The sequence below is a fragment of the Azospirillum sp. Marseille-Q6669 genome, assembly GCF_965111635.1.
Window position 1 is genome coordinate 590049 of sequence record NZ_CBCOOP010000001.1, and the last position, 24546, is coordinate 614594.

At 68.1% G+C, this 24546-nt stretch carries 21 protein-coding genes; 11 read left to right on the plus strand and 10 right to left on the minus strand.

Annotated features, from left to right (window positions below; all coding sequences use genetic code 11):
• Window positions 1–73 precede the first annotated feature (73 nt).
• Complete coding sequence (locus tag ACWPXE_RS02405) at window positions 74–412, plus strand: transposase (protein ID WP_454016539.1); 339 nt, start codon at window positions 74–76, stop codon at window positions 410–412.
• Between the two features lie 118 nt (window positions 413–530).
• Here the strand turns inward: ACWPXE_RS02405 and ACWPXE_RS02410 are convergent, their stop codons facing one another.
• Window positions 531–2030, minus strand: a complete 1500-nt coding sequence (locus ACWPXE_RS02410) for a CoA-acylating methylmalonate-semialdehyde dehydrogenase (protein WP_454016540.1) — start codon at window positions 2028–2030, stop codon at window positions 531–533.
• Window positions 2031–2059: 29 nt separating this feature from the next.
• On the minus strand, window positions 2060–3421 hold the full coding sequence (locus ACWPXE_RS02415) for an aminotransferase class III-fold pyridoxal phosphate-dependent enzyme (RefSeq protein ID WP_454016541.1): 1362 nt from the start codon (window positions 3419–3421) through the stop codon (window positions 2060–2062).
• 125 nt (window positions 3422–3546) lie between these two features.
• On the opposite strand from ACWPXE_RS02415, the gene ACWPXE_RS02420 reads away from it, so the two are divergent.
• From ACWPXE_RS02420 to ACWPXE_RS02430, 3 genes are all read left to right on the plus strand, one after another.
• Window positions 3547–4509, plus strand: a complete 963-nt coding sequence (locus ACWPXE_RS02420; RefSeq protein ID WP_454016542.1) for a LysR family transcriptional regulator — start codon at window positions 3547–3549, stop codon at window positions 4507–4509.
• A gap of 80 nt (window positions 4510–4589) precedes the next feature.
• On the plus strand, window positions 4590–5150 hold the full coding sequence (locus ACWPXE_RS02425) for a hypothetical protein (RefSeq protein WP_454016543.1): 561 nt from the start codon (window positions 4590–4592) through the stop codon (window positions 5148–5150).
• Between the two features lie 196 nt (window positions 5151–5346).
• Window positions 5347–5811, plus strand: a complete 465-nt coding sequence (locus tag ACWPXE_RS02430) for a DUF4112 domain-containing protein (RefSeq protein WP_454016544.1) — start codon at window positions 5347–5349, stop codon at window positions 5809–5811.
• Between the two features lie 24 nt (window positions 5812–5835).
• Here ACWPXE_RS02430 and ACWPXE_RS02435 read toward each other — a convergent pair whose 3' ends face one another.
• Entirely contained in the window at window positions 5836–6561 is a 726-nt protein-coding gene (locus tag ACWPXE_RS02435; protein WP_454016545.1) for a pyridoxamine 5'-phosphate oxidase family protein, read from the minus strand.
• Window positions 6562–6661: 100 nt separating this feature from the next.
• Here ACWPXE_RS02435 and pdxR point away from each other — a divergent pair, with 100 nt between their 5' ends.
• From pdxR to ACWPXE_RS02455, 4 genes are all read left to right on the plus strand, one after another.
• Window positions 6662–8104 carry a MocR-like pyridoxine biosynthesis transcription factor PdxR gene (gene pdxR, locus ACWPXE_RS02440; RefSeq protein WP_454016546.1) on the plus strand — a complete coding sequence of 481 codons (1443 nt, stop codon included), beginning with the start codon at window positions 6662–6664 and terminating at the stop codon, window positions 8102–8104.
• A 313-nt stretch (window positions 8105–8417) separates the two neighbouring features.
• Complete coding sequence (locus ACWPXE_RS02445; RefSeq protein WP_454016547.1) at window positions 8418–10193, plus strand: N-acetylglutaminylglutamine amidotransferase; 1776 nt, start codon at window positions 8418–8420, stop codon at window positions 10191–10193.
• A 7-nt stretch (window positions 10194–10200) separates the two neighbouring features.
• On the plus strand, window positions 10201–11967 hold the full coding sequence (gene ngg / locus ACWPXE_RS02450) for an N-acetylglutaminylglutamine synthetase (RefSeq protein ID WP_454016548.1): 1767 nt from the start codon (window positions 10201–10203) through the stop codon (window positions 11965–11967).
• A gap of 31 nt (window positions 11968–11998) precedes the next feature.
• Window positions 11999–13144: an osmoprotectant NAGGN system M42 family peptidase gene (locus tag ACWPXE_RS02455; RefSeq protein ID WP_454016549.1), complete on the plus strand. Its 1146-nt coding sequence runs from the start codon at window positions 11999–12001 to the stop codon at window positions 13142–13144.
• Between the two features lie 219 nt (window positions 13145–13363).
• Here the strand turns inward: ACWPXE_RS02455 and ACWPXE_RS02460 are convergent, their stop codons facing one another.
• The 6 genes from ACWPXE_RS02460 to ACWPXE_RS02485 form a co-directional block, all read right to left on the minus strand.
• The gene (locus ACWPXE_RS02460) at window positions 13364–14638 is read right to left on the minus strand and encodes an MFS transporter (RefSeq protein ID WP_454016550.1); all 1275 of its coding nucleotides are present in this window, start codon (window positions 14636–14638) and stop codon (window positions 13364–13366) included.
• A 207-nt stretch (window positions 14639–14845) separates the two neighbouring features.
• Window positions 14846–16657: a carbon starvation CstA family protein gene (locus tag ACWPXE_RS02465; RefSeq protein WP_035679491.1), complete on the minus strand. Its 1812-nt coding sequence runs from the start codon at window positions 16655–16657 to the stop codon at window positions 14846–14848.
• A 265-nt stretch (window positions 16658–16922) separates the two neighbouring features.
• Window positions 16923–17642 carry a two-component system response regulator BtsR gene (gene btsR / locus ACWPXE_RS02470; protein ID WP_014241759.1) on the minus strand — a complete coding sequence of 240 codons (720 nt, stop codon included), beginning with the start codon at window positions 17640–17642 and terminating at the stop codon, window positions 16923–16925.
• Window positions 17639–19303, minus strand: a complete 1665-nt coding sequence (locus ACWPXE_RS02475; RefSeq protein WP_454017893.1) for a LytS/YhcK type 5TM receptor domain-containing protein — start codon at window positions 19301–19303, stop codon at window positions 17639–17641. The genes btsR and ACWPXE_RS02475 overlap by 4 nt, the downstream gene beginning before the upstream one ends.
• 167 nt (window positions 19304–19470) lie before the next feature.
• Window positions 19471–19881, minus strand: coding sequence for a hypothetical protein (locus ACWPXE_RS02480; RefSeq protein ID WP_237907271.1), 411 nt, complete (start codon window positions 19879–19881; stop codon window positions 19471–19473).
• A gap of 137 nt (window positions 19882–20018) precedes the next feature.
• Window positions 20019–20624, minus strand: a complete 606-nt coding sequence (locus ACWPXE_RS02485) for a septal ring lytic transglycosylase RlpA family protein (RefSeq protein ID WP_454016551.1) — start codon at window positions 20622–20624, stop codon at window positions 20019–20021.
• 474 nt (window positions 20625–21098) lie between these two features.
• Here ACWPXE_RS02485 and ACWPXE_RS02490 point away from each other — a divergent pair, with 474 nt between their 5' ends.
• The 3 genes from ACWPXE_RS02490 to ACWPXE_RS02500 all read left to right on the plus strand — a co-directional run bounded on the left by ACWPXE_RS02490 (window position 21099) and on the right by ACWPXE_RS02500 (window position 24213).
• Window positions 21099–22865: a reprolysin-like metallopeptidase gene (locus ACWPXE_RS02490; RefSeq protein WP_454016552.1), complete on the plus strand. Its 1767-nt coding sequence runs from the start codon at window positions 21099–21101 to the stop codon at window positions 22863–22865.
• Window positions 22866–22973: 108 nt separating this feature from the next.
• Complete coding sequence (locus ACWPXE_RS02495; RefSeq protein ID WP_454016553.1) at window positions 22974–23330, plus strand: Lin0512 family protein; 357 nt, start codon at window positions 22974–22976, stop codon at window positions 23328–23330.
• 61 nt (window positions 23331–23391) lie between these two features.
• Window positions 23392–24213: a hypothetical protein gene (locus ACWPXE_RS02500; protein WP_454016554.1), complete on the plus strand. Its 822-nt coding sequence runs from the start codon at window positions 23392–23394 to the stop codon at window positions 24211–24213.
• A gap of 37 nt (window positions 24214–24250) precedes the next feature.
• Here ACWPXE_RS02500 and ACWPXE_RS02505 read toward each other — a convergent pair whose 3' ends face one another.
• Window positions 24251–24511, minus strand: a complete 261-nt coding sequence (locus ACWPXE_RS02505; RefSeq protein ID WP_454016555.1) for a hypothetical protein — start codon at window positions 24509–24511, stop codon at window positions 24251–24253.
• Window positions 24512–24546: the final 35 nt, after the last annotated feature.

A 24546-nucleotide genomic window follows, 5' to 3' on the forward strand; every position in this document is an offset into this window, starting at 1 on the left:
CTTGGAGGGCTTTGCGCAATTGCCGAACGTTCTCAGTTGTGATTCCCTTCCTTGGTTCTCGGAAAGGGCGACCATGCGTGTTCGGGTTTGCGGTCAACTGAGTTTGGCGGACGATCTGGTCCGGGCTCCGGAGAACGGGGTTCTGGACGAGATCGCCGGTGCGGCGGACTGGGCGGCGCTGGAGGTGGTGCTCCGGTCACTGCGCAACCGACGCTCGGAGGCCGGGGCTCCGGGGAATCCGCCGGTGCTGCTGCGCTGCCTGCTGCTGGGGTTGTGGCACGGCGGGCTGTCCGACCCGGCGCTGGAGGCCGCCTTGGCCGACCGGCTGTCGTTCCGCCGCTTTGTCGGCTTGAGCCTGGACGGCCCGACGCCGGATCACTCCACGCTGTGGCGCTTCCGTGCAGCCCTGTAGGAGAGCGGCTTGGCTGAGGCGGTGTTTGGTCCCACTTGGCCGCGCAATACTCAAATAGAGTCCAAAATCCGGCCCTATCGCAAAGCCCTCCTCTGGGGAGAGGGAATACACCCAGCTCTCACTTCATCGACGGAAAGGAGAACTGTGCGCCTTCGCGCACGCCGCCGGTCGGCCAGCGCTGGGTGATCGTCTTGCGCCGGGTGTAGAAGCGCACGCCGTCCGGTCCATAGGCCGCCAGATCGCCGAACAGCGACCGCTTCCAGCCGCCGAAGCTGTGATAGGACACCGGCACCGGCAGCGGCACGTTGACGCCGACCATGCCGACCTTGATCGCGTCGGTAAAGTAGCGCGCGGCCTCGCCGTCACGGGTGAACAGGCAGGTGCCGTTGCCGTATTCGTGGGCGTCGATCAGGTCCATGCCCTCCTGCATCGTCTTCACGCGCACGACGCAGAGGACCGGGCCGAAGATCTCTTCCCGGTAGACGCTCATGTCCGGCGTCACCCGGTCGAACAGACAGCCGCCGAGGAAGAAGCCGCCCTCGTGCCCCGGCACCACCAGCCCGCGGCCGTCAACCACCAGTTCTGCCCCTTCGGCAACGCCCTGGTCGACAAAGCCCTTCACCTTCTCGAAATGGGCGCGCGTGACCAGCGGCCCCATGTCGCAGCCGCTGCCGGTCCCGGCCCCGACTTTGAGGCCGCGCACCTGCTCCGCCAGCATCGCCACCACGCGGTCGGCGGTCGCGTCGCTCACCGCGACGACCGCGGAGATCGCCATGCAGCGCTCCCCGCAGGAGCCGTAGGCCGCCCCCATGATCGCGCTGACCGCGTTGTCGAGGTCGGCGTCAGGCATGACGATGGCGTGGTTCTTGGCCCCGCCCAGCGCCTGCACCCGTTTCCCATGGGCGGAGCCGGTGGCGTAGACGTATTCGGCAACCGGCGTGGAGCCGACGAAGCTGACCGCCTGGACGCGCGGGTCGGTCAGCAGCGTATCGACCGCCTCCTTGTCGCCATGGACGACGTTCAGCACCCCCGGCGGCAGCCCCGCCTCCTGGGCCAGCTGCGCGACGAGCAGGGAAGCGCTCGGGTCGCGCTCCGACGGCTTCAGGATGAAGCTGTTGCCGCAGGCCACGGCGACCGGGAACATCCACAGCGGCACCATGGCCGGGAAATTGAAGGGCGTGATGCCCGCCACGGCGCCCAGCGGCTGGAACTCCGACCAGCTGTCGATGCCCGGTCCGACGTTCTTGGAATGCTCACCCTTCAGCAGGTCGGCGATGCCGCAGGCGTATTCGACGTTCTCGATGCCGCGGGTCAGCTCGCCGCGGGCGTCCTCCAGCGTCTTACCGTGCTCCCGCGTGATCGCCGCGCAGATGCGGTCGGCGTGGTCCTCCAGCAATTGGCGGAAGCGGAACATCACCCGCGCCCGCTTGGCCGGCGGCGTCGCCCGCCACGCCGGGAAGGCGGCCTCTGCGGCAGCGATGGCCGATTCAACGGTGGTGCGGCTGGCCAGCGGGACGCGGCCGACGGTCTCGCCCGTCGCCGGATTCATGATGTCGGCGCTGCGGGTGTCGGTGGGGGCGTCGGCCGTGCCGCCGATGAGGTGCGGAACGAGGGTCATGGCGGTTTCCATTGTCCTCCGTCGATGGCTCAAGCGGTCGCCTGGATGGCGTCGGAAACGGCGTTCATCAGCCGGTCGAGGTCGTCGCGCTCGCTGATGAAATGCGGACCGAATTGCAGCGTGTCGCCGCCGAAGCGGACGTAGAAGCCCGCCTTCCAGCACTTCATGGCGATCTCGTAGGGCCGGCGGGCCGGCTCGCCCGGCAGGGCCGCGATCTGCACCGCGCCGCACAGCCCGTAGTTGCGGATGTCGGTGACGTGCTTTAGCCCCTTCAGCCCGTGCAGCACCGTCTCGAAATGCGGGGCGAGCGCCGCCGCCTTTTCGGCCAGCTTGTCCTGCTCGAACAGTTCCAGCGCGGCGAGGCCGGCGGCGCAGGCGACGGGGTGGGCGGAGTAGGTGTAGCCGTGCGGGAATTCGACCATGTAGTCGGCGCCGCCGTTGTCCATGAAGGTCTGATAGATATCATGACTGGCGACGACGGCGCCCATCGGCACCGCGCCGTTGGTCAGGCCCTTGGCAACGTTCATGATGTCGGGCACCACGCCGAAGGCGTCGGCGCCGAAGGCAGCGCCCATGCGGCCGAAGCCGGTGATGACCTCGTCGAAGATCAGCAGGATGTCGTGCTTGTCGCACAGCGCGCGCAGCCGTTGCAGATAGCCCTTGGGCGGCGGCAGCACGCCGGCGGAACCGGCCAGCGGCTCCACGATCACCGCGGCGATGTTGGAGGCGTCGTGCAGGGCGACGAGTTCCTCCAGCGCGTCGGCCAGTTCGGCGCCCTGCTCCGGCAGGCCCTTGGTGAAGGCGTTCTGCGGCAGCAGCGTGTGCGGCAGATGGTCGGCCTCGACGCCCGAGCCGAACAGTTTGCGATTGCCGCCGATGCCGCCCAGGCTGATTCCGCCGAAATTGACGCCGTGATAGCCCTTGGACCGGCCGATCAGCTTGGTCTTGGCCGGTTGGCCCTTCAGCCGCCAATAGGCGCGCGCCATCTTCAGCGACGTATCGGTCGCCTCCGACCCTGAATTGACGAAGAACACATGGTCCAGCCCGGCCGGCGTCATCGAGGCCAGCTTGTGCGCCAGCTTGAAGGCGGCGGGGTGGCCGAACTGGAAGGCCGGGCTGTAGTCCAGCTCGGCGATCTGGCGGGCCACCGCCTCGCTGATTTCGCGGCGGCTGTGCCCGGCGCCGCAACACCACAGGCCGGACAGGCTGTCGTAGATCTTCCGACCCTCGACGTCCCAGTACCACGCGCCTTCGGCGCGGGCGATCAGGCGCGGGTTCGCCTTGAATTCGCGGTTCGCCGTGAAGGGCATCCAATGGGCGTCCAGCTCCTCGCGCGTCAGCCCGGCGGTCGGGGCGGTTCCGGCTTTCTGGCTCTCGTCCAACGGCGGCATCGGGCGGCGCTCCTGCTGGTTCGGGTGGTCATCGGAAATCGCTTCGGAAAACAGTGTGCGCGGAGGCTCGGTTACGGTTAAATCCAAACCATTCAAACCTTACGCAAGCGTCCGCTTACCTATTCATGACCAAGCCCGCCCGCCCCATGAGCGGCCTCAACGACGCCGACCTGCGCCTGCTGCGCGTCTTCAAGACGGTGGTGGAGTGCGGCGGCTTTTCCGCGGCGGAGGTGGAGCTGAACATCAGCCGCGCCGCCATCAGCCTGCACATGGCCGACCTGGAACGGCGGCTGGGTCTGCGGCTGTGCCGGCGCGGGCGGGCGGGCTTCCTGCTCACCGACGAGGGGCGCATGGCCTACGAGGCGGCGCTGCGCCTGTTCGCCGGCCTGGAGAGCTTCCGCAGCGAGATCAACGCCGCGCACGGGCGGCTGCGCGGCGAATTGAACATCGGCATCACCGACAACCTCGTGACGATGCCGAAGATGCGGGTGACCGACGCGCTCCGCGGCCTCAAGCAGCAGGGGCCGGAGGTGCGGGTGAACATCCGCATGATCCCGCCCAACGAGATTGAGCGCGGCGTGCTGGACGGGCGCCTTCATGTGGGCGTGGTGCCGGTGCGGCGCGCCCTGCCCGGCCTGGACCGTCTGCCGCTGTACCAGGAGGAGTCACACCTTTACTGCGGGCGCGGCCATCCGCTGTTCGATGCGGAAACGGTGCCCGACGCCGCGGTGGAGGCCGCCGATGCCGTCGCCCCGACCGAGGCGCAGCAGGTGCCGGAGGCGACGGGGGTGCAGCGGGCGCTGACCGCGACCGCCACCGCGACCGACCGCGAGGGCGTGGCCTTCCTCATCCTGACCGGTTGCTACGTCGGTTTCCTGCCCACCCATTACGCGCGGCAGTGGGTCGAACGCGGGGCGATGCGCGCCCTTCTGCCGGAGCGCTTCTACTACGCCCAGGAGTTCCAGGCAGTCACCAAAGCGGGCACGCAGGCCAATCTGGTGCTGGAGCGGTTTCTCGACCTGCTGCGACGGACGGGGCTGGAAGGGCCGGGAATGAAGAGGGTGGGCGGCCCCCAAAAATCAGGGTAATTTCCATTGACGCCGGCCCCGTCACGCCCCACCGTAATTGTGGGGAATACGAACAAAGAACCGGTGGGGGGAGCGCGGCCATGGTGATGCTGACCGAACAGTTCGTCATCGACTATCTGCTGTTCGCCGCCGTCCTCCTCACCGTCACCTGTTCCCTGCTCGGCAGTTTCTTTCTCAGCGCGCTCACCCGCCAGACGGGCGCCCTTCCACGTCTGCTGCTGTGGGGCGTTCCGGCGACCCTGCTCAGCACCGCCCTGTGGTCGCTGGCCATGCCCGCAGACCAAGCACTCGTCGTCGGCGTGGCCACCGCCGGAGCCACGCTCATCGGTCAGCATCTCCTGCCCTTCGGCCCGGTCGGCCAAGCCGGCTCCTGGTCATGGGAGGCGTTGCTGTTCCGCGGCCTGTCCTGGACCGGGCGCACCGCCCTGATGCTCGCTCCCGCCGTGTGGCTCGGCGGCATGCCGTCCTGGATCCTGTGGTTCGCCCTGGCCGGCCCGATGAACGCGGCCATCTTCGCCCTGTGTCAGTTGCGCGGCACCAACCCGGCGCTGCGCCGGTCGGTGGAGCAGGGGGACGTCCTGTGGGGAGGAGCCCAGGGAGCGGTTCTGGGCGGCCTGCCGGCGTTCCTGATGCTTTTGTGACCGGTCCCAGAAACCGGGGATGATTCCACCGTACTCATACGAAAATGCACCAGGTGGGTCTTGCGTGGATGGGACAACCGGGCCATCTGTGCGGGACTGGCTCCGGGCCCCTCTGGCGGTCCACTTGGTACGGACCGCGATGTCGGAGCCCTTCACTTGAGCGGACGGCGCAGCCGTCCCCTTCTGGAGGGTCCGTATGACCGCTACCTCTTTTTCTTCTTTCCGTTACGGTTCCGCCTACGATGAGACGGCGCATTTCGCCGCGCGCCAGCGGCTGGAATGGCTGGCACGGACGATGGACAGCGCCATCCGCGTGCCGGGGACCAACATCACCTTCGGCGCCGACGCGGTGCTGGGCTTGGTGCCCGGCTTCGGCAACCTCGCCACCACGGCGGTGTCCGGCTATCTCATCCGCGAGGCCTGGAGGCTCGGCGTGCCGCGCGGCAAGCTGCTGCGCATGGTCGGCAATGTGGCGATGGACAGCCTGATCAGCGCCGTCCCGGTCGCCGGCAACATCGCCGACGTGTTCTGGAAGGCCAACCGCAAGAACATGGCGATCCTGGCCGAGCATTTGGACGGTCATCCGCCGCACGGCGATCGGACGCACCGCCGCCGCTCGGCGCCCTACACCATCGACGGCGAGTGGCGCCGGACGCGGTGACCCCGGACGCGGAGAAGGGGCGCGTTACTCCCCGCCGAACCTGATGCGGTGGTTCTCCAGCATCAGCTCGTCCAGCCGGCGGCCGGCGGTAAAGCCCGCCTGCCCCGGCGGGACCGGCGTGCCGGCGGGAAGCCGCGGGCAAGGCTCGGCGGCGCCGATCACCTGAACCACCGGGTAGCGGGCGGTGTAGATGGGCAGGTCCATGTCCTCGCCCTCGTCCGACAGCCCCTTGCCCCGGACCTTGGCGCTCGCCTCTTCGATCTCCATGCCGACGACCATGGTCGCCTTGATCTCCTGCACCGTACTGGTTCGCAACTCGGCGCTGCGCCCCGGATAGAAGCGGTCGACCATGGCGTCGAGCGCGCGGGCCTTGGCCTCCGGCTCCTCGACGATGCGCGCGGTGCCGAAGCACATGGCGGACCGGTAATCCGCCGAATGGTTGAACCCGCTGCGGGCGAGCACGAGGCTGTCGAGATGCGTGACGGTCAGGCAGACCGGCAGGCCGTCGCGCTGCGCCCGCAGCATCCGGCTGGCCGAGGAGCCGTGCCAGTAGAGATGCCCCCCCTCTCGCCAGAAGGCCGTGGGCGTGCAGTAGGGCTGCCCGTCGATCACGTAGGCGATGTGCGCGATCATCGCTCCGTCGAGGATGGCGTGGACCGATTCGCGGTCGTAGCGGCCCCGCTCGTGCAGGCGCTTTACCCGGTTGCGGTCGGTGACGGGATAGCTTTCGGACGGAACGGCCTCGGACATCGCGGAACTCACTTCGCGGCGGTGGACAACGGCGCCATTAGAGCCTAGCCATTGGTTCTGCGTGAGAGCCAATTCCGACCTTGTCGACTGGACCAATCCGATGCCCGCCGATCTCTCCGACCTGATGCTCCTCCCTATCGACCGGACGGGCGGGGAGCCGCTGCTGCGGCAGGTCTACGGTGCGCTGCGCCGGGCCATCCTATCCGGCGCCCTGCCGCCCGGCGGGAAGCTGCCGCCGACACGCGCCCTGGCCGAACGGCTCGGCGTCGCCCGCAACACGGTGGTCGCCGCCTATGAACAGCTTCTGGCCGAAGGTTTCATCGAGGGGCGGGTCGGGGCGGGCAGCTTCGTGTCCCGCGATCTGCCGGACGGGCTGGAGATTCCGCCACCGGAGCCGCCCCGCCGCGTCTCCTCCCCGCCGCCATCGGTCACCCCCTTCGGCACCCTCCCGTTCAGCACGGGGCGTTGCGCGCTGGACGAGCGCAGTTTGCGAATCTGGCGCAGCCTGACCCTGCGGCACCTGCAACGGCCCGACCCGGAGATGCTCGGCTATGGCGAGCCCGGCGGACCGGCGGCGCTGCGGGAGGCCATCGCCCACTACCTCCAAAGCGCGCGGGCGGTGCGCTGCGAGCCGGAGCAGGTGGTGATAACCGCCGGCGCCCAGCAGGCCATCGACCTCGTGCTGCGGGTGCTGCTTCGGCCCGGCGATCCGGTGTGGCTGGAAGACCCCTGCTACCCCGCGGTGCGCGCCGCCCTGGAGGCCGCGCGGGCGCGCGTCGTGCCGGTGCCCGTCGATGGGCAGGGCTTGGAGGTGGCGGCGGGCGTCGCCGCGGCGCCGGACGCCCGGCTGGCCTATGTCACCCCGTCCTCCCACTACCCGCTGGGGGTCGTGCTGTCGATGGCGCGGCGGATGGAACTTCTGGCCTGGGCGCGCACGGCCGGCGCCTGGGTGCTGGAGGACGACTACGACAGCGAGTTCCGTTACGCGGGCCGTCCGCTCGCCTCGCTCCAGGGGATCGACGGCGGCGGGCGGGTCATCTATGTCGGCACCTTCAGCAAGGTCCTGTTCCCCGGCCTGCGGCTCGGCTACGCCGTGCTGCCGCCCGAACTGCTTGACCCCGTGCTCGCCATGCGCCGCCTGACCGACTGGCACCCGGCAACGCTCTACACGGGTGTGGTGACGGATTTCCTGGAGGAGGGGCATTTCGGCCCGCATCTGCGCCGCATGCGCCAGCGCTACATGGCGGCGCGCGACGCGCTGGCCGAGGCCATCGGCGCGCACCTCTCCCCCTGGATGGAGGCGGAGGTCCCGGAGCAGGGCATGAAGCTGATCGCCCGCCTGCGCCCCGGCTTGTCGGACCGCGACGTCGAGGCGGTGGCGGCCCGGCGTGGCATTGCCGTGCGCCCGGTCAGCCCGATGCACATCGCCGCCCTGCCGTTGCAGGCGCTGATGTTGGGCTTCACCGGCCATGAGCCGGGCGCCCTGCGCCACGCCGCCCGCGAACTGGCCGCCGCGCTGACGGCAGCGCGATTAGACATCTAATCGCCTTTATCGGGCGCAGAAGTATTAATCCCGAAAAGCCTATCCCCACCATTGCGCTGGCCGGCGCCATCCCCCTTGGCTTTCCTCAGCCGCGAGGCATTTCCAGCCCTATGGGGTAGTCCGGATACCCCGTTTTCGGGCCGCTCCCCTCCCGTCGTTCGGCGCGCCCTACCCCCGATACCCTGTGCAAGGCAGGCTCCAACCTTGCGACGATCAAGCTGCACGCCTGTTGAGGGCTGGCGCCGGTCCTTCGCCGTCTCCAGGCGTTTTTTTCCGGCGTCCAGTCCATTCGAATACGGAGATATTTCTTACAATGTGCGGCATCAGCGGGGAAATCCGCTTCGATTCTCGCCCGGCCTCCGCTTCCGCGGTCGGCTCGATGACCGAAGCCCTGGCGTTGCGCGGCCCCGACGGGCAAGGCGTCTTCGCCCATGGCCGGATGGCCTTCGGCCACCGGCGGCTGAGCATCATCGACCTGTCCGAAGCGGCGCAGCAGCCGATGACCGACCCCGAGTTGGGCCTCGGCATCGTCTTCAACGGCTGCATCTACAATTATCCGGAGCTGCGGGCGGAGCTGGAGGCCAAGGGCTACCGCTTCTTCTCGCACGGCGACACCGAAGTCCTGCTGAAAGCCTATCACGCCTGGGGCCGCCGCTTCGTCGAGCGGCTCTACGGCATGTTCGCCTTCGCCATTTGGGAGCGTGACAGCGGGCGTGTCACGCTGGGCCGCGACCGGCTGGGCATCAAGCCGCTCTACCTGTCCGAGACGGCGGGGCGGCTGCGTTTCGCCTCGACCCTGCCCGCCCTGCTGGCCGGCGGCGACATCGACACCGCGATCGATCCGGTGGGGCTCTACCAATACATGAGTTTCCACGCCGTCGTCCCGGCGCCGGGGACCATCCTGAAGGGTGTGCGCAAGCTGCCGCCGGCCACGCTGCTGACGCTGGAGCCGGACGGGCGCCGCACCGAGGAAACCTATTGGGAGCCGGTTTTCGGCCCGCAGCCCGGCGACGAGCGCATGTCGGAGGGCGACTGGCAGGACGCCGTGCTCTCCACGCTGCGCAAGGCGGTGGAGCGGCGTCTGGTCGCCGACGTGCCGGTCGGCGTGCTGCTGTCGGGCGGGCTGGACAGCTCGGTCATTGTCGCCCTGCTGGCGGAAGCCGGACAGACCGGCCTGCAGACCTTCTCCATCGGCTTCGAGACCGTGGGGCAGGAGAAGGGCGACGAGTTCCAGTATTCCGACCTGATCGCCCAGCGCTTCCAGACCGACCACCACAAGCTGTTCATCGACAGCAGCCGCGCCCTGCCCGCCCTTCAGGACTGCGTGCGGGCGATGTCGGAGCCGATGGTCAGCCACGACGCCATCGGCTTCTTCCTGCTGTCGCAGGAGGTGTCCAAGCATGTGAAGGTGGTGCAGAGCGGCCAGGGTGCCGACGAGATCTTTGCGGGCTACCACTGGTACCCGCCGATGATGGAGGCGACCGATCCGCTGTCCACCTACGCCAAGGTCTTCTTCGACCGCAACCGCGCGGAGATGGCCGAGGCGCTGAACCCGCAATACCTCGCCGACGAGGACGCGGCGAGCGCCTTCGTCGCCGCCCATTTCGCCCGGCCCGGCGCCGAACGCCCGGTGGACAAGGCGCTTCGCCTCGACACCACGGTCATGCTGGTCGACGACCCTGTGAAGCGGGTCGACAACATGACCATGGCCTGGGGGCTGGAGGGACGCGTGCCCTTCCTCGACCACGATCTGGTTGAACTGGCCGCCCGCGTCCCGCCGGAGCTGAAGCTGCGCGACGGCGGCAAATACGTGTTGAAGGAGGCGGCGCGCATGGTCGTCCCCTCCGAGGTCATCGACCGGCCCAAGGGCTATTTCCCCGTTCCGGCGCTGAAGTATCTGCGCGGTCCCTATCTGGAACTGGTGCGCGACGTGCTGAACCAGCCCGCCGCGCGGGAGCGCGCTCTGTTCCAGCCGGCCTATCTGGACCGGCTGTTCAGCGATCCGGAAACCCATATCACGCCGCTTCGCGGTTCGAAGCTCTGGCAGGCCGCCCTGCTGGAGTTCTGGCTGCAAACCCACGGGATCTGAACACCGCATGATGACGATGCAGAATCGCACCCAGACGCCTTTCCGGATCGAACGCGCCCTGGTCTCCGCCCTGATGGACGAGGACTCGCCGCGTCCGAACCGCCGGACGGGGGCGGGGCTTGGGCCGACGCCGCGCGCGGTGGTGAATTGCGGCTGGGGCCGCCTGCTGTTCGCCAACACCTTTCCCGACGTGGGTGAACTGATCGCGGCAATGCGCCAGGAGGGTCCGGGACGGCGCGACATCGCGCTGTATCTGGAGGACCCCCATGTGGCGCTGGCCCAGGCGCCGACCGAGCTGTTCCTTGACCCCTCCCACACCTACCGCCTGCGGTTGGCCGGCTTCCGGCCGGGCGGCGAGACGCGCGGCTTTTCCATCGAAACGCTGCGCGGCCGCCAGGACGTCGATGCCGTAAACCGCATCTACGGCGCCCGCGGCATGGTGACCATGGACCCGGAATTCTGCTGGTCGGAGCGTGACAGCCGCGTGCTGACCCATCTGATCGCAACCGATCCGGTCAGTGGGGCGGTCATCGGCTCGGTCACCGGGGTGGATCATGTCCGCGCCTTCAAGGACCCGCAGAACGGCTCCTCCCTGTGGTGTCTGGCGGTCGATCCGCAGGCGGCCTATCCCGGCATCGGCGAGGCGCTGGTCCGCGCGCTGGCCGAACATTTCAAGGAGCGCGGGCGCAGCTTCATGGACCTGTCGGTCCTGCACGACAACGCGAACGCCATCGCGCTCTACGAGAAGCTGGGGTTCCGGCGGGTGCCGGTCTTCGCGCTGAAGACCAAGAACCCGATCAACGAGAAGCTGTTCGCCGGCCCGGCGGTGGAGGCCAGCCTCAACCCCTACGCCATGATCATCATCAACGAGGCCCGGCGCCGCGGCATCGGGGTGGAGGTGGTGGACGCGGAGTCCAACCTGTTCCGCCTCAGCTTCGGCGGGCGCAGCATCCTGTGCCGCGAGAGCCTCAGCGAGCTGACCTCGGCGGTGGCACTGTTCCGCTGCGACGACAAGGCGGTGACCCGGCGCACGCTGCTGCGCGCGGGCCTGTCGGTGCCGGACCAGATGACGGCGGCCGGCATGGACGACAACGCCGCCTTCCTGGAGCGCCACGGCAGCGTCGTGGTGAAGCCCGCCCGCGGCGAGCAGGGCCAGGGCATCACCGTGGACGTGCGCGACGCGGAGACGCTGGCCTGGGCGATCGGCAAGGCCAAGAAGATCTGCAACACGGTCCTGCTGGAGCAGTTCGTGCAGGGCCAGGACGTGCGCATCCTGGTCATCGACTACCGCGTCGTCGCCGCCGCGGTGCGCCGCCCGGCGGAGATCGTCGGCACCGGCGACCGGACGATCTCTCAGCTGATCGAGGCGCAGAGCCGCCGCCGCGCCGCCGCCACCGGCGGAGAAAGCCGCATTCCGATGGACGAGGAGACGGAACGTTGCGTGCGGGACGCCGGTTTCTCCATGGACTCGGTCCTTCCGGAGGGGCAGACGCTGGCCGTTCGCAAAACGGCCAACCTGCACACGGGCGGCACGCTGCACGACATCACCGACCGCCTGCACCACCGCGTGGTCGAGGCGGCGGTGGAGGCGGCGCGCGCACTCGACATTCCGGTGGTCGGCCTGGATCTTCTGATTCCCGACCTTCTGGGGTCCGACTACGCGATCATCGAGGCGAACGAGCGGCCCGGTCTTGCCAACCACGAACCGCAGCCGACCGCCGAACGCTTCCTCGATCTTCTCTTCCCCTACTCCGCGGTCGATCCGCGGGCGTGACCGTTCAGGAGGTGGTATGGAGCAGGCAGCCTTGACACGGACCGGAATCGTCCGGCCGGTCATCGACATGGACTATCTGACGGGCCTTCTCCGCCGCCTGCTGGAGATCCCGAGCCCGACCGGATACACCGACCAGATCGTGCATTTCTGCGGCGACGAGCTGCACCGTCTGGGCATCCCCTTCGAGCTGACCCGGCGCGGCGCGATCCGCGCCGATCTGGCGGGGCGCCAATACAGCCCCGACCGCGCCGTGGTCGCCCATCTCGACACGCTGGGCGCCCAGGTGAAGATGCTGAAGCCGAACGGCCGGCTGGAGGTCGTACCCATCGGCACATGGTCGGCGCGCTTCGCCGAGGGAGCGCGCTGCACCGTCTTCACCGACAAGGGCAGCTACCGCGGCACCATCCTGCCGCTGAAGGCGTCCGGCCACACCTTCAACGAGGAGATCGACACCCAGCCGGTGGCCTGGACCAATCTGGAGATTCGGGTGGACGCCCGCTGCGAGACTCTGGCGGAATTGCAGTTCCACGGCTTCAACGTCGGTGACTTCGTGGCCATCGACCCGCAGGCGGAGTTCGACGCCAGCGGCTTCATCAACTCCCGCCATCTCGACGACAAGGCCGGGGTGGCGGTGATCTTCGCCGCCGCCAAGGCGGTGCTGGACGCCAAGCTGCCCCTGCCGGTCGATTGCCACCTGCTGCTGACCATCTCCGAGGAGGTCGGGTCCGGCGCCTCGTCGGTGCTGCACAAGGACGTGGCGGAAATGGTGACCATCGACAACGGCACCACCGCCATGGGCCAGAACAGCCGCGAGTTCGGCGTGACCGTCGCCATGGCCGACAGCACCGGTCCCTTCGACTATCACCTGACGCACAAGCTGCTGTCGCTGTGCCAGCAGCACGACATCGAGCACCAGCGCGACGTCTTCCGCTATTACCGCTGCGACAGCGCCGCCGCCATCGAGGCCGGAAACGACATCCGCACGGCTCTGGTCTGCTTCGGCATCGACAGCTCCCACGGCTACGAGCGCATCCACGCGGACTCGCTGCGCTCGCTGGCCGAGCTGATCGCGCTCTACATGCAGAGCGACGTGGCGATCCCGCGCGACCGCGTCGGCATGGGACCGATGGGCGCCTTCCCCTGGCAGCCCACCGCCCCGGCGAAGGTGGAGGAGTGACCCCATTCCTTCTCCCCTCCGCTCACGCGCAAATGAAGTTTGCGCTGACGCGACAGGCGGACCTTCGGTCCGCCGAAAGCGGGGAGAAGGTCAGGATGAGGGGGCGCCGAAGGCGATCCGCGTCGCTGATCGATAGTTTTCCTCCGCCCTGTCGGGCGTAAATCCCCCTCACCCAAACCCTCTCCCCAGGGGGGAGAGGGCTTCACACCGCAAATCCCCTCAATCCCCCGCCACCAGTTCCGGCCGGGGCGGACCCAGCGGGTCGAGCGGGGTGACGGTCGGCGTCGTCTGGGGCAGCGGGCGGAAGCTCGCCTGGGCCTCGGCGGGCGGCGGCGGGCGCATCCGCGTGCGCCACAGGCCGTAAAGCGTCGCCGAGCCCGCCCCCGCGGCGATGAAGCCGAACAGCGCTTCCGGCCCGGCGAAGCCCATGGCGGCCGAGGCCAGCGGCGGCCCGATGATCGCCCCCACCGAGTTGGCGAGGATTAGGCCGCCGCTGACCGACACCACATTGTCCGGCCCGGCATGGTCGTTGGTGTGGGCGGCGCAGACCGGGTAGAGCGTGAAGGCCAGCCCGCCGAACAGCGGCGCCACCAGCAGCAGCGTTTCCTGCCGCCCGCTGCCGTCCGCCAGGATCATGCCGACGCTGACCAGCGCCAGCGCCGCCGACAGGCCGATGATGACGGCGCGCCGGTCGAAGCGGTCTGACAGCCGCCCCAGAGGCCATTGCAGCGCCACCCCGCCCAGGATCAGGGTGCTCATGAACAGCGCCGTCCCCGACACCCCAAAACCGGAGGCCGCTCCGAACACCGGGGCGAGGCCGTAGATGGAGCCGGTCACCGTCCCGCTGATGAAGACGCCGACGACGCCCAGCGGCGACGCCTCGTACAGCCGCCGCAGGCCGTAGGATTCGACGTTGGGCAGGGTCGGCGGCGTGGTCCGGGTCAGCGCCACCGGCACCAGGGCGAGCGTCAGCAGGATGGCGATCAGCATGAAGATGCGCACGCCCGCCTCATCGTCCAACTGCAGCAACTGCTGGCCCACCGCCGAGGCGGCGTAGAGCGTGACCATGTAGAGCGACAGGATCTGCCCGCGCGTCTCGTTGTTGGCGGTGCCGTTCAGCCAGCTTTCGATGCAGATGTAGAGGCCGGCCATGCAGAAGCCCTCGGCCAGACGCAGCACGGTCCACAGCGGCACCGCGGCAAACAGCGCGTGCGACAGCGCCGCCGCGGACAGGACGGAGGCGAAGGCGGCGAAGGCGCGGATGTGGCCGACCCGTGTGATGACCCGGTGGGCGAACAGGGAGCCGCCGGTCAACCCGGTGTAGAAGGCCGCGGTGATCAGGCCCACCGCGACCGCACCGGATTCCGTGCCGGCCAGCCGCAGGCCGATGAGCGTGCTGAGCGCGCCGTTGCCCAGCATCAGAAAAGCGACCCCGAGCAGGAGCGAAAGTACCGACCGTGCAACCTGCGGCATGTGTCCGACCACCCGTTTCATCCACGAAAGACCGGCGCCGCAGCCCGGAGGCCACGGCGCCGGCCCTTGGATGGCACCTGCCGGATGGCGAATCAACCCTTGTAATTCGTGGATTCGGTGGCGTCCCAGCCATTCCACAGCAATGCAGAAGAGGTACCGCTGGGGGAGCAGCGATACCTCTTCCGGTTGAGCGCTTGGTCGTCTCCGGGCGGCTTGCCCGGTGTCCGGCTATTCCGCCGGGGTGGCGATCAGCGTCTCGGGCAGGGTGTCCTTGCGGATGCGCAGGAGTTCCTTCCACTTCTTGAGGGCGGCGATCAGGATCACGAAGCCCAGCGACAGCATGATGATCGAGATGCCAGCGTTGAAGACGTTGTAGCCCTTGGCCAGCGGGTTCAGATAGACGTTGGTGATCATCCAGTAGCCGGCGTAGTTCACCGTCACGAACAGGTAGGCCAGCGGGACGAGGCAGGTCAGCATGTAGACCCGCTTCTGGCCGAGGCGCAGGATGATCGTGGCGCCGATGATCAGGCCGACCGAGGCCATGAGCTGGTTCGACACCCCGAACAGCGCCCACACCGAGTTGATGTCACCCGACGTCAGCAGGTAGCCCCAGGCCACGCAGGCCAGCACGCTCGCGGCGATCGAACCGGGGACCCAGTCGAGACGCTTCAGCGGGGCATAGAGGTCGCCACCCAGGTCCTGGATCAGGTAGCGGGCCACGCGGGTGCCGCTGTCCACCGCGGTCAGGATGAACACCGCCTCGAACATCACGACGAACTGGAAGAAGTAGGAGGCCAGCGTGCCGAACCACGGGATGCGGGTGAAGATTTCCGTCATGCCGACGGCCAGGGTCACCGCGCCGCCTGTGCGGCCGTAGAGGTCGAGGCCGATTTCCTGGCTGAGCCGCGGCAGATCGACGACCTGCATGTTCAGGGCCTGGAAGGCGGCGGGCGAGGAGTTGATGGCGAAATAGTCGGCCGGATGCAGGGAGGTGGCGGCGATCAGCGCCATGACGCCGACCACGCATTCGGCCAGCATGCCGCCGAAGGCCACGGTGCGGATGTCGCTCCATTTGTCGATCAGCTTCGGCGTGGTGCCCGAGCCGATGAAGGCGTGGAAGCCGGAGATGGCGCCGCAGGCGATGGTGATCGAGATGAACGGCCACACCGGGCCGGCCAGCACCGGGCCGCCGCCATGGATGAAGTCGGTGAGCGCGGGGAAGCGGATTTCCGGGTTGATGAAGACGACGCCGACGACGAGCGCGCCGAACACGCCGATCTTCATGAAGCTCGACAGGTAGCCGCGCGGGGTCAGCAGCATCCACACCGGCAGGGCCGTGGCGAAGAAGGCGTAGATCGGCAGGATCAGCGCGACCGTCTCGGCGTGCAGCGTCAGCCAGCTGCCCAGCACCGTGCCCTGGATGTAGGGGCCGGCGAAGACGGAGGCGGCGATGGCGGCGATGCCGACCTGCGTGGCGCCCTTGGACGAGCCGGTGATCTTCTCGTAGAGGCCGAGCGCGACGGCAATCGGGATCGTCATGAAGACCGCGAAGGCGCCCCAGGCGTTGCGTTCCAGCGCATGGACGACGACCATCGACAGGCCGGCCATGGTGATGGTGATGATGAACAGCATCGCCAGACCGGTGCACCAGCCGGCGACCGGGCCGAGTTCGGCCTTCGCGACTTCCGACAGGGACTGGCCCTTGTGCTTCATCGAGGCGAACAGCACGACCGTGTCGTGCACAGCACCGCCGATGACGCAGCCGATCAGCAGCCACAGGAAGCTCGGCAGATAGCCGAACTGCGCGGCCAGCACGGGGCCGACCAGCGGGCCGGCGGCGGCGATCGCCGCGAAATGCTGGCCGGCGTTCACCCACTTCTTAGTGGGAACATAGTTTCGCCCGTCGGCCAGGATGTGGGACGGCGTCACCTCGGAATCATCGGCACGGAGCACCTTGCGCACAAAGAACACGCCGTAGAAGCGGTAGCAGAGGGCGAGGATGCAGAGTGTCGCGATCACAAATGTTAGGGCGTGATCCATGACAGCTCTCCTTGGAAGGAACTGCCGTCACGTTAGGCCGGGTTTCATCCTCCGTGTGGTGCTCTCCCCGGAGCGGCGCCAGGGCGTGGCGAGCGGTCGGAAAGCGACGGTGAGTGGCGGGGGGGTTTTATAAGCCCTCTCCCCTCCGGGGAGAGGGTGGCCCGCAGGGCCGGTGAGGGGGTTGCGCTTTTGCCGGACGCACCGCCACGCGCAACCCCCGCACCCTAACCCTCTCCCCAGAGGGGAGAGGGAATAGCCAGGACATTCATCCGATGCCAAGCCGCTCCTTCAGCGGGCCGAGGAAGCGGCGGCTGACCGGGATGCTTTGGCCGCCCAGCGTCTGGATTTCCGCCAGACCGTTGTCGATCAGGCGGATTTCCCGGATGCGGTCGGGGTTGACCAGATATTGCCTGTGGCAACGCACCAGCGGCGTGCGCTCCTGCAAGGTCAGCAGGGTCAGCTCGGTGAAGCGCTCCTCGCCGTCGGCGCCGACGACGAAGACGCCGCTCGCCTTGGAGGCCACGCATTCCACCTCGTCCAGCTTCAGCAGGGAGATGCGGTTGTGGCCGGTGCAGGGGATCAGCCGCAGCGGGGCGGCGTCCTTCAGCACGGCGAGGTCCTGCGGCGCGCGCTCACGGCGCAACCGTTGCAGCGTCTTGGCCAGCCGGGCCGGGTCCGCCGGCTTCAGCAGATAGTCGAAGGCGTGCTCCTCGAAGGCCTGGACGGCGTATTCGTCGTGGGCGGTCAGGAAGACGATGCGGGGCATCCGCTCCGGGTCGAGCATGCTCAGCATCTCCAGCCCGCTGACGCGCGGCATCTGGATGTCGAGGAAGACCACGTCGGGCGGCTGGCGGTTGATGGCGCCGATGGCTTCGATGGCGTTGGCGCATTCCCCGGCGACCTGGAGGTCGGGGAACTCCTCCAGAAGGCGCCGCAACTCCTCGCGGGCCAGCGGCTCGTCGTCCACGATCAGGACGGTCATCATGGCGCGGTCTCCGCAACGGCAGGGATATCCAGGGGAAGGCGCAAGGTGATGCGGGTGAAGACGTCGGCCTCGCAGGCGACATCCACCCCGTAGCCGTTGCCGAAGCGGTTGCGGACGCGGCGGTCCACGATGGACATGCCCAGCCCGTCACCGCCCGGTCGCTCCTCGTAAAGGCCGGCGTTGTCCTCCACCGCCAGCAGCAGGTCGCCGCCCTCCCGCCGCGCCGCGATGCGGACATGGCCAGGGCCGAGGAGTTGCGAGGTGCCGTGCTTGATGGCGTTCTCAACGAGTGGCTGGAGCAGGAAGGCCGGCAGCCGGGCGTGGCGCAGTTCGTCGGGCACGTCGATCTCCACCGACAGGCGCCCGGTGAAGCGCGCCAGTTCGATCTGGAGATAGGCGCTGACATGCTCCACCTCGTCGCCCACCGTGGCCTCCTGGCTGGGGCGCTTCAGGTTCTTGCGGAAGAAGACCGATAGGCTCTGCACGAGTTGGCGTGCCCGCTCCGGGTCGTTGCGGATGACCGCGGAGATGGTGTTCAGCGCGTTGAACAGGAAATGCGGGTTCACCTGCGCGTGCAGCAGCTTGATCTCCGACTGGGCGAGCAGCGCCTTCTGCTGTTCGTAGCGCCCGGCAAGGATCTGGCTGGACAGCAGCCGGGCGATGCCCTCCCCCAGCGTGCGGTTGATGGTGGAGAACAGCTTGGTCTTCGGCTCGTACAGCTTCACGGTACCGATCACCCGGTCGTCTTCCCCGACCAGCGGGATCACCAGCGAGGCGCCCAGCCGGCAGTTCGGGTGGATCGAGCATTTGTAGGAGACCAGATTGCCGTCGGCGTAGAGCACCTGGTTGTTGGCGATCGCCTGATAGGTCTGGGGCGAGGTGATCGGCGTGCCCGGCAGATGGTGGTCGTCGCCGACTCCGATGAAGGCCAGCAGCTTCTCGCGGTCGGTGATGGCGACGGCGCCGACGCCCGTCTCCTCGTAGATGATGCGGGCGACCCGCATGCTGTTCTCTTCGTTGAAACCCTGCCGCAGCACGCCGTCGGCCCGCGCGGCGATCTTCAGCGCCTTGGCGGAGAAGGCGCTCGACTGCTTGTCGATCAGGGCGCGGCGGTCCATCAGGATGCGCATGAACAGCCCCGCCCCCAGCGTGTTGGCGACGATCATCGGCAGAGCCACCACCTCGACCAGATGGACCGCCGCCGGGAAGGGCTTTGCCACCAGAAGGATGATCAGCATCTGGGCGATTTCCGCGACGAGTGTGACAGCGCCGACGCGCAGCGGGTCGAACAGCGGCTCGATCCGGCCCTGGCGCACGAAGTGGCGGTGCACCAGACCGCCGATCAGCCCCTCCGTCACCGTGGAGACGGCGCAGGCCACCGCCGACATGCCGCCCAGCGAATAGCGGTGCAGCCCGCCGGTGAAGCCAACCGCCAGCCCCACCGACGGCCCGCCCAGGATGCCGCTCAGCACGGCCCCGATGGCGCGGGTGTTGGCGATGGAATCGTCGATCTGCAACCCGAAATAGGTCCCCATGATGCAGAACATGGAGAAGATGACGTAGCAGGCCAGCTTGTGCGGCCAGCGCACGGTGAGGTGCATCACCGGCAGGAACAGCGGCGTCCGGCTCAGCATGTACGCGATGACCAGATACACGCACATCTGCTGGAGCAGCAGGAAGACGAGGCTGAGATGCTCGACGGTCAGGGGGGCGGACGGCGGGTGGCGGGCGGCGGGATGGCCGGCCCGCAGGCTACCCCCGCCCGCCATGCCGCGGTATGATTCCAATCAATGGATGCGGCCGGAGTCCCCGGACCGCTGCGATGGCTCTATGCGGCCAGCGCGGGCGCCTGCTGCACCGTTGCCGGCACGGTGCCGGTGTTGGCGGGCGGCAGGCGCAGGCGGCTCGCCAGCCCTTCCAGGGAGTCGTGCAGGCGCCGGCAGGGGGTGCCGTCCTCCCCCGGCTCGTAGATGCCGACGAAGGGCGCGCCCGGCTGGTTGGGGTCGAGGTGCAGTTCGACGATGTGGGTGCGCGACGTGCAGCCGCGGATCAGCGGATCGGCGGGAATCACCGTCCAGCCGCGCCGCAGGCAACGTTCGGCCAGCCCTTCTAGATAGAGCGAGGCGGACGGAACGCGCTTCAGCGCCTTCAACTCGGCGATGAGCTGGCGGACGTTGTCCACCTGCTCCAGGAACAGGCCGGCGGCGTGATGCGTGTCGCGGATCACGAGTTTCAGCATGGGTTGGAATCTCCTCTGCGCGCACGGCTCCGTCACCCGCGGGGACGCATCGGCGGCCTTCGCGGCGCCACGCCCGTTGGGCGGAAGCCTGCGCGTTGTGCGTTTGGGTGGGAAGCGTCGGACGGGACGCGGTTCCGTTATTCGGCCGCGCCCAGGTCCGTGCCGGTCAAATCCGGTTCGGGCCGTTCGGCCACCGTCACAGGCGGTTCGGACGCCGGTTTGCGGTCGGGGTAAAGCGCGGCCACCATCCGCTCCAGCCGGTGCCGCAGCGAGCGGTTCGGCTGGTCGGAGGGCCGGGCTTCGACGCGCACGTTCACCACGCCGTCCTCGATCATGCCCAGTTCGCCGGCGGCCTTCCGGGACAGATCGATCACCCGCCCTTTCACGTAGGGGCCGCGGTCGTTGATCACGACCTCGACGCTGCGCCCGTTGTCGGCGTTGGTCACCGTCACCCGGCTGCCCAGGGGAAGCCGGCGGGACGCGGCGGTCAGCCGGTTCTGGCTGAATCGCTCCCCCGACGCCGTGGTCCGGCCGTGGAAGAAATCGGCGTAGTAGGACGCCTTCCCCTTGTGAACATAAACCGGTTCGATATCCGAAACGACCGGCGCCGAGTTTTCCTCAAACTCGACATCCTGCAGAATTGTGTCCTGCGGCACTGGCGGGACGGAGGCAATCTGTGCACCAGTCGAGCATGCTCCAACAGAAACAGCAAAGATGGCGAGCGCAACACAGCCATACCGCAATCTTTTTCTCCCCCGTTGTTGTTATGCGGCAACGGTTGCGGAATCTCTCCATCCTGTCAATCCGCGAATCCACACCTATGCTGTGACAGGATTGCGCCTTAATATTCTTTAAAGAATTTACTTTGACCTTATCATGGCGGGTGCGAGCCGGTTCGTGTGTTTCATTTGTAGCGATTGAATTTTTGCCCATCCTGGAAATCCCGCCAGTCATCCTCAGCGTATAACCCGGCGTGACCGCAGGCCCGCGAGTGCGAGGAAGGAATTTCCCGGAATCCCCACAAGATACTGAAAATTCGCTGGAAATTTTCCATCGCCCAATGCTGATGATGCCGTCTGTTCCATTGAACACGGACAAACGCCTTGTCATAAGTACTGGCTGATTGAAAGACGAACTCCGATCGTTTTCGCCAAACATCATCGAAATTCCGAACGAATTTAGCGAAACACCGGTCCACTCAAACGGAGTGCGCGGACATGAGTGAGTTTCGGATTCCCGCCCCTGGCGAAATTGGGGACGGGCTCGGCGACGATCGATCACCCCTCGATGACGTCTCGGGCTTCGATGACGTTTCAGGCCCGGCGATGGAAACGGCCGGCCGGACGACGGGCGGCGCCGGCGATCCGCTGTTCGTACGGGCGTTCGACAGCGGGCGCCGCTGGGGCGTCCCGCCGGACGGTGCCGCGACGGCGCCCTACAGCCTGACCTACGGCTGGGTCGTGGATGCCGGCATCCGCTACGTGCCCGGCTTCCGTCCGCTCAACGACAGCCAGAAGGCCATGGCGTTGCAGGCGATGGGGGAGTGGAGCGCCGTCGCCAACCTCGCCTTCGTGGAAACGGCGGCGCCGATGACCGCCAACCTCCAGTTCCATATGAGCCAATTGGACGCCTTCGGCGCCTCCGGCATGGCCTACTACCCCAACCCGGCGGGCTCCTACATCTACCTCGACCCCGAATCGGCTGGTTACCGGACCTATGTGCACGAGATCGGCCACGCGCTGGGCCTGAAGCATCCCGGCGACTACAACGGCACGGGCAGCGGCACCCCGCCCTTCCTGCCTCCGTCCGAGGACAACCGGACCAACACGATTATGTCCTATTACGGCGTCTGGCCCGGCGGGCTGGGCGTCTATGATGTCGCCGCGATCCAGCGCCTCTACGGCCCCAACCCCGCCGTGCGCTCGGGCGACGACCTGTATCTCCTGACACCGGGGGCGCCGGGACGCTACCTCTGGGACGGCGGGGGCAACGACACCCTGTCCGCTGCGGGGGCGGACGTTCCTGTCACTGTCGACCTGACGGGCGGCTGGGGATGGTTCTCGGCGCAGGCCCCTTCGATTCTCGCCCAGAACCAGTTTTTCGTCGGCTACGGAACCCGCATCGAGACCGTCATCGGAGGATCGGCCGGCGACCGCTTGACCGGCTCGCCCTTTGCCGACACGCTGATGGGTGCCGCGGGGGACGACACGCTGGCCGGTGGAGGCGGCGACGATCTTCTCGACGGCGGAACCGGCACCGACACGGCCTTCTACAACTTCCCCTCCGCCAACGCGTTCGTGACCAGCGATCCGTTGGGGAGCGGAGCGGACCTGACCGTCACCGGCGCCGGCGGCACCGACCGGTTGCGCGGCATCGAACGGCTGGTCTTCGCCGACCGCACGGTCACCCGGCAGGAGGCCGCAGCCGCCCTGCCCCGCGCCGCGTCGGACCTGCGCGCCATCGTTCAGGATGGCACCATGAGCTACGAGGTGCGGATGGCTGCCTATTCCGGCCCGGTCGCCGGTCTGAAGAACCAGTTCCTGGGAACGGCCGCCGCGGAAGCGGTCGTCGGCAGCGACCAGGGCGATTTCATGAATCTGCTCGGCGGGAACGACGCCGCGCAGGGCGGAGGCGGAGACGACGTGCTGGACGGCGGCTCTGGCTCCAACTTCCTGACCGGCGGAGCCGGCACGGACACCTTCAACGTCGATGGCCGGGGCGAAGGCGTCACGTGGTCCACCATCACAGACCTGCAACCGGCGGAATGGGTTGTCGCCTGGGGCTGGACGGACACCCTCTCCAAACTGACCTGGGAGGATCTGGCGGGCGCCACCGGCTATCAAGGGGCCACCGCGCGAATCGACCTGGACGGCAACGGCGGCACCGACCTCAGCCTGACCTTCAGCGGACAGCCCCCCGGCGGGTTGCTCGCCATGCCCGGACAGGTGGGGACCGACAGCTATCTTGCCTTCCGGATCGGCTGACCGCATTCCGCAGTTCGAAAAAACGGCCGGATCGACTGCAGCGCCGCGCCGATCCTGGCGCATCCTCAGCGCAATCGCCGAGCACGGAACGAGGAGGGCCCCACGACCATGAAGCAGGTGATGTTCGTCGAACTCGGCATGGGCGCCGATCTGCACGGTCAGGACGTGACCAAGGCCGCGGTGCGCGCCGTGCGCAACGCCATCGAGCGCAACTCCATGCCCGGCATGCGCGCGCTGGTCGATGGCGACACCAGCCGGATGCAGGTCCGCGTCCATCTCGCCGTTCCTGCGGACGCCAACCGACTGGACCTGGAGGCCGTGCGGGCCGTCTTCCCCTATGGCCAAGTGTCCTTCAACGTGGTGTCGGGCGGCATGCTGGCGCCCAGCGGCATCTTCCTGGCCGACAAGAACGACCGCAACGAGATGATCTACATCGTCAACGCCGCGGTGGAGGTCGGCGTCTGAGCTTTGGCGCTCGAGTCCGGAGCGGTTGCCCCCGTCCCCCGTTTCGTGTCAGCGTCGGGGCATGAAGCGCGCGCTCCGAACCGTCCTGATCGCCGTCGGCATCCTCGCCGGCGGCCTCGTCACCCTGACCGTGGGGGTGGTGGCCGCCCTGCCGGTGATCGCCGACCACATCCCGCTGGAACTGTCGCGAGTCGTGATGAGCGACGGGCGGCGGCAGGTGGAGATGCAGGGCATGGTCCATGTCGCCAAGCCGGACTTCTACAGCGCGATCGCCCGCCACATCGCGCAGCGGCGCCAGGAAGGCTGGCTGGTCTTCTACGAGGAGGTCCGTCCCGACGATTCCTCCAACCCCGCCGGGGTGGCCGACGTGCTGCGCCGGCTGGGGGCGGACTGGAACCCGGACAGCAAGCAGCATCCCTACGAGATGATGGCGAGCCTGCTCGGCGACGGGCTGGTGCTTCAGGACAACCGCGCCCTGATCGGCCCGCCGGGACCGGACGCCCGCAACGTCGACGTCACCCTGTCGCAACTGCTGGCTGCCCTGCCCCCCGACGATCCGGACGAGGCCGATCCGGAAACCATCGATCTGGCGCAGCTCCGGGACGAGTACGACCAACTGCCGGGCTGGGTGCAGCGGCGGGTCCAGGCCGCCATCCGCATCATGCTGGCCACCACCGCGTCGGGCGCCATGGTGCGCGAGGCGCTGCCGCCCGCGCTGACCACCCTTCGCGAGGACAAGGTGGTGGCGGCGATCAAGGCCGAACCGGACCGCAACATCCTGATCCTCTACGGTCAGGTCCACATCGGCCACATCCAGACCATGCTGAAGGACGCCGACGCGCGGTGGCGGACGGTCTCCTCGAAGGCGATCCAGGCGTTCTGAACCGCGCTGGTGACGCGCACTGGTCACCCGATGCGGATCACCAGATTTTGCGGGCCAGCTCCTCGCCGCGGGCGGTGAGATCCTCGAAGCGGCGGCGGGCCTCATCCTCGGCATGCCAGTCGCCGGGGGCGACGACGGCTTCGGCGGCATCCGGACGGTCCGGCGCGCTGGGACGGTCCCCCGCCTCCCCGTGGAGACCGTAGATCTGGCCGTCGCGCGCCTCGATCACGGCGTAGCGGCCGTCCCGCTCGACGAGCCGGAAGCTGCCATGTTCCGATACGGTCCGGACCTTGGGCATCGCAATCTTCCCTTGCGGTTCACATGTCACGCCGT

Excerpts from the sequence above, each read along its gene's own strand:
- ACWPXE_RS02415 (WP_454016541.1), bottom strand. The coding sequence starts at position 3,421 with ATGCCGCCGTTGGACGAGAGCCAGAAAGCCGGAACCGCCCCGACCGCC.
- ACWPXE_RS02425 (WP_454016543.1), top strand. The coding sequence starts at position 4,590 with ATGGTGATGCTGACCGAACAGTTCGTCATCGACTATCTGCTGTTCGCC.
- ACWPXE_RS02430 (WP_454016544.1), top strand. The coding sequence starts at position 5,347 with ATGACCGCTACCTCTTTTTCTTCTTTCCGTTACGGTTCCGCCTACGAT.
- ACWPXE_RS02435 (WP_454016545.1), bottom strand. The coding sequence starts at position 6,561 with ATGTCCGAGGCCGTTCCGTCCGAAAGCTATCCCGTCACCGACCGCAAC.
- ACWPXE_RS02505 (WP_454016555.1), bottom strand. The coding sequence starts at position 24,511 with ATGCCCAAGGTCCGGACCGTATCGGAACATGGCAGCTTCCGGCTCGTC.
- ACWPXE_RS02460 (WP_454016550.1), bottom strand. The coding sequence starts at position 14,638 with ATGAAACGGGTGGTCGGACACATGCCGCAGGTTGCACGGTCGGTACTT.
- ACWPXE_RS02495 (WP_454016553.1), top strand. The coding sequence starts at position 22,974 with ATGAAGCAGGTGATGTTCGTCGAACTCGGCATGGGCGCCGATCTGCAC.
- ngg (WP_454016548.1), top strand. The coding sequence starts at position 10,201 with ATGATGACGATGCAGAATCGCACCCAGACGCCTTTCCGGATCGAACGC.
- ACWPXE_RS02405 (WP_454016539.1), top strand. The coding sequence starts at position 74 with ATGCGTGTTCGGGTTTGCGGTCAACTGAGTTTGGCGGACGATCTGGTC.
- ACWPXE_RS02410 (WP_454016540.1), bottom strand. The coding sequence starts at position 2,030 with ATGACCCTCGTTCCGCACCTCATCGGCGGCACGGCCGACGCCCCCACC.
- pdxR (WP_454016546.1), top strand. The coding sequence starts at position 6,662 with ATGCCCGCCGATCTCTCCGACCTGATGCTCCTCCCTATCGACCGGACG.
- ACWPXE_RS02480 (WP_237907271.1), bottom strand. The coding sequence starts at position 19,881 with ATGCTGAAACTCGTGATCCGCGACACGCATCACGCCGCCGGCCTGTTC.
- ACWPXE_RS02445 (WP_454016547.1), top strand. The coding sequence starts at position 8,418 with ATGTGCGGCATCAGCGGGGAAATCCGCTTCGATTCTCGCCCGGCCTCC.
- ACWPXE_RS02420 (WP_454016542.1), top strand. The coding sequence starts at position 3,547 with ATGACCAAGCCCGCCCGCCCCATGAGCGGCCTCAACGACGCCGACCTG.
- ACWPXE_RS02475 (WP_454017893.1), bottom strand. The coding sequence starts at position 19,303 with ATGTGCGTGTATCTGGTCATCGCGTACATGCTGAGCCGGACGCCGCTG.
- ACWPXE_RS02490 (WP_454016552.1), top strand. The coding sequence starts at position 21,099 with ATGAGTGAGTTTCGGATTCCCGCCCCTGGCGAAATTGGGGACGGGCTC.
- ACWPXE_RS02465 (WP_035679491.1), bottom strand. The coding sequence starts at position 16,657 with ATGGATCACGCCCTAACATTTGTGATCGCGACACTCTGCATCCTCGCC.
- ACWPXE_RS02500 (WP_454016554.1), top strand. The coding sequence starts at position 23,392 with ATGAAGCGCGCGCTCCGAACCGTCCTGATCGCCGTCGGCATCCTCGCC.
- btsR (WP_014241759.1), bottom strand. The coding sequence starts at position 17,642 with ATGATGACCGTCCTGATCGTGGACGACGAGCCGCTGGCCCGCGAGGAG.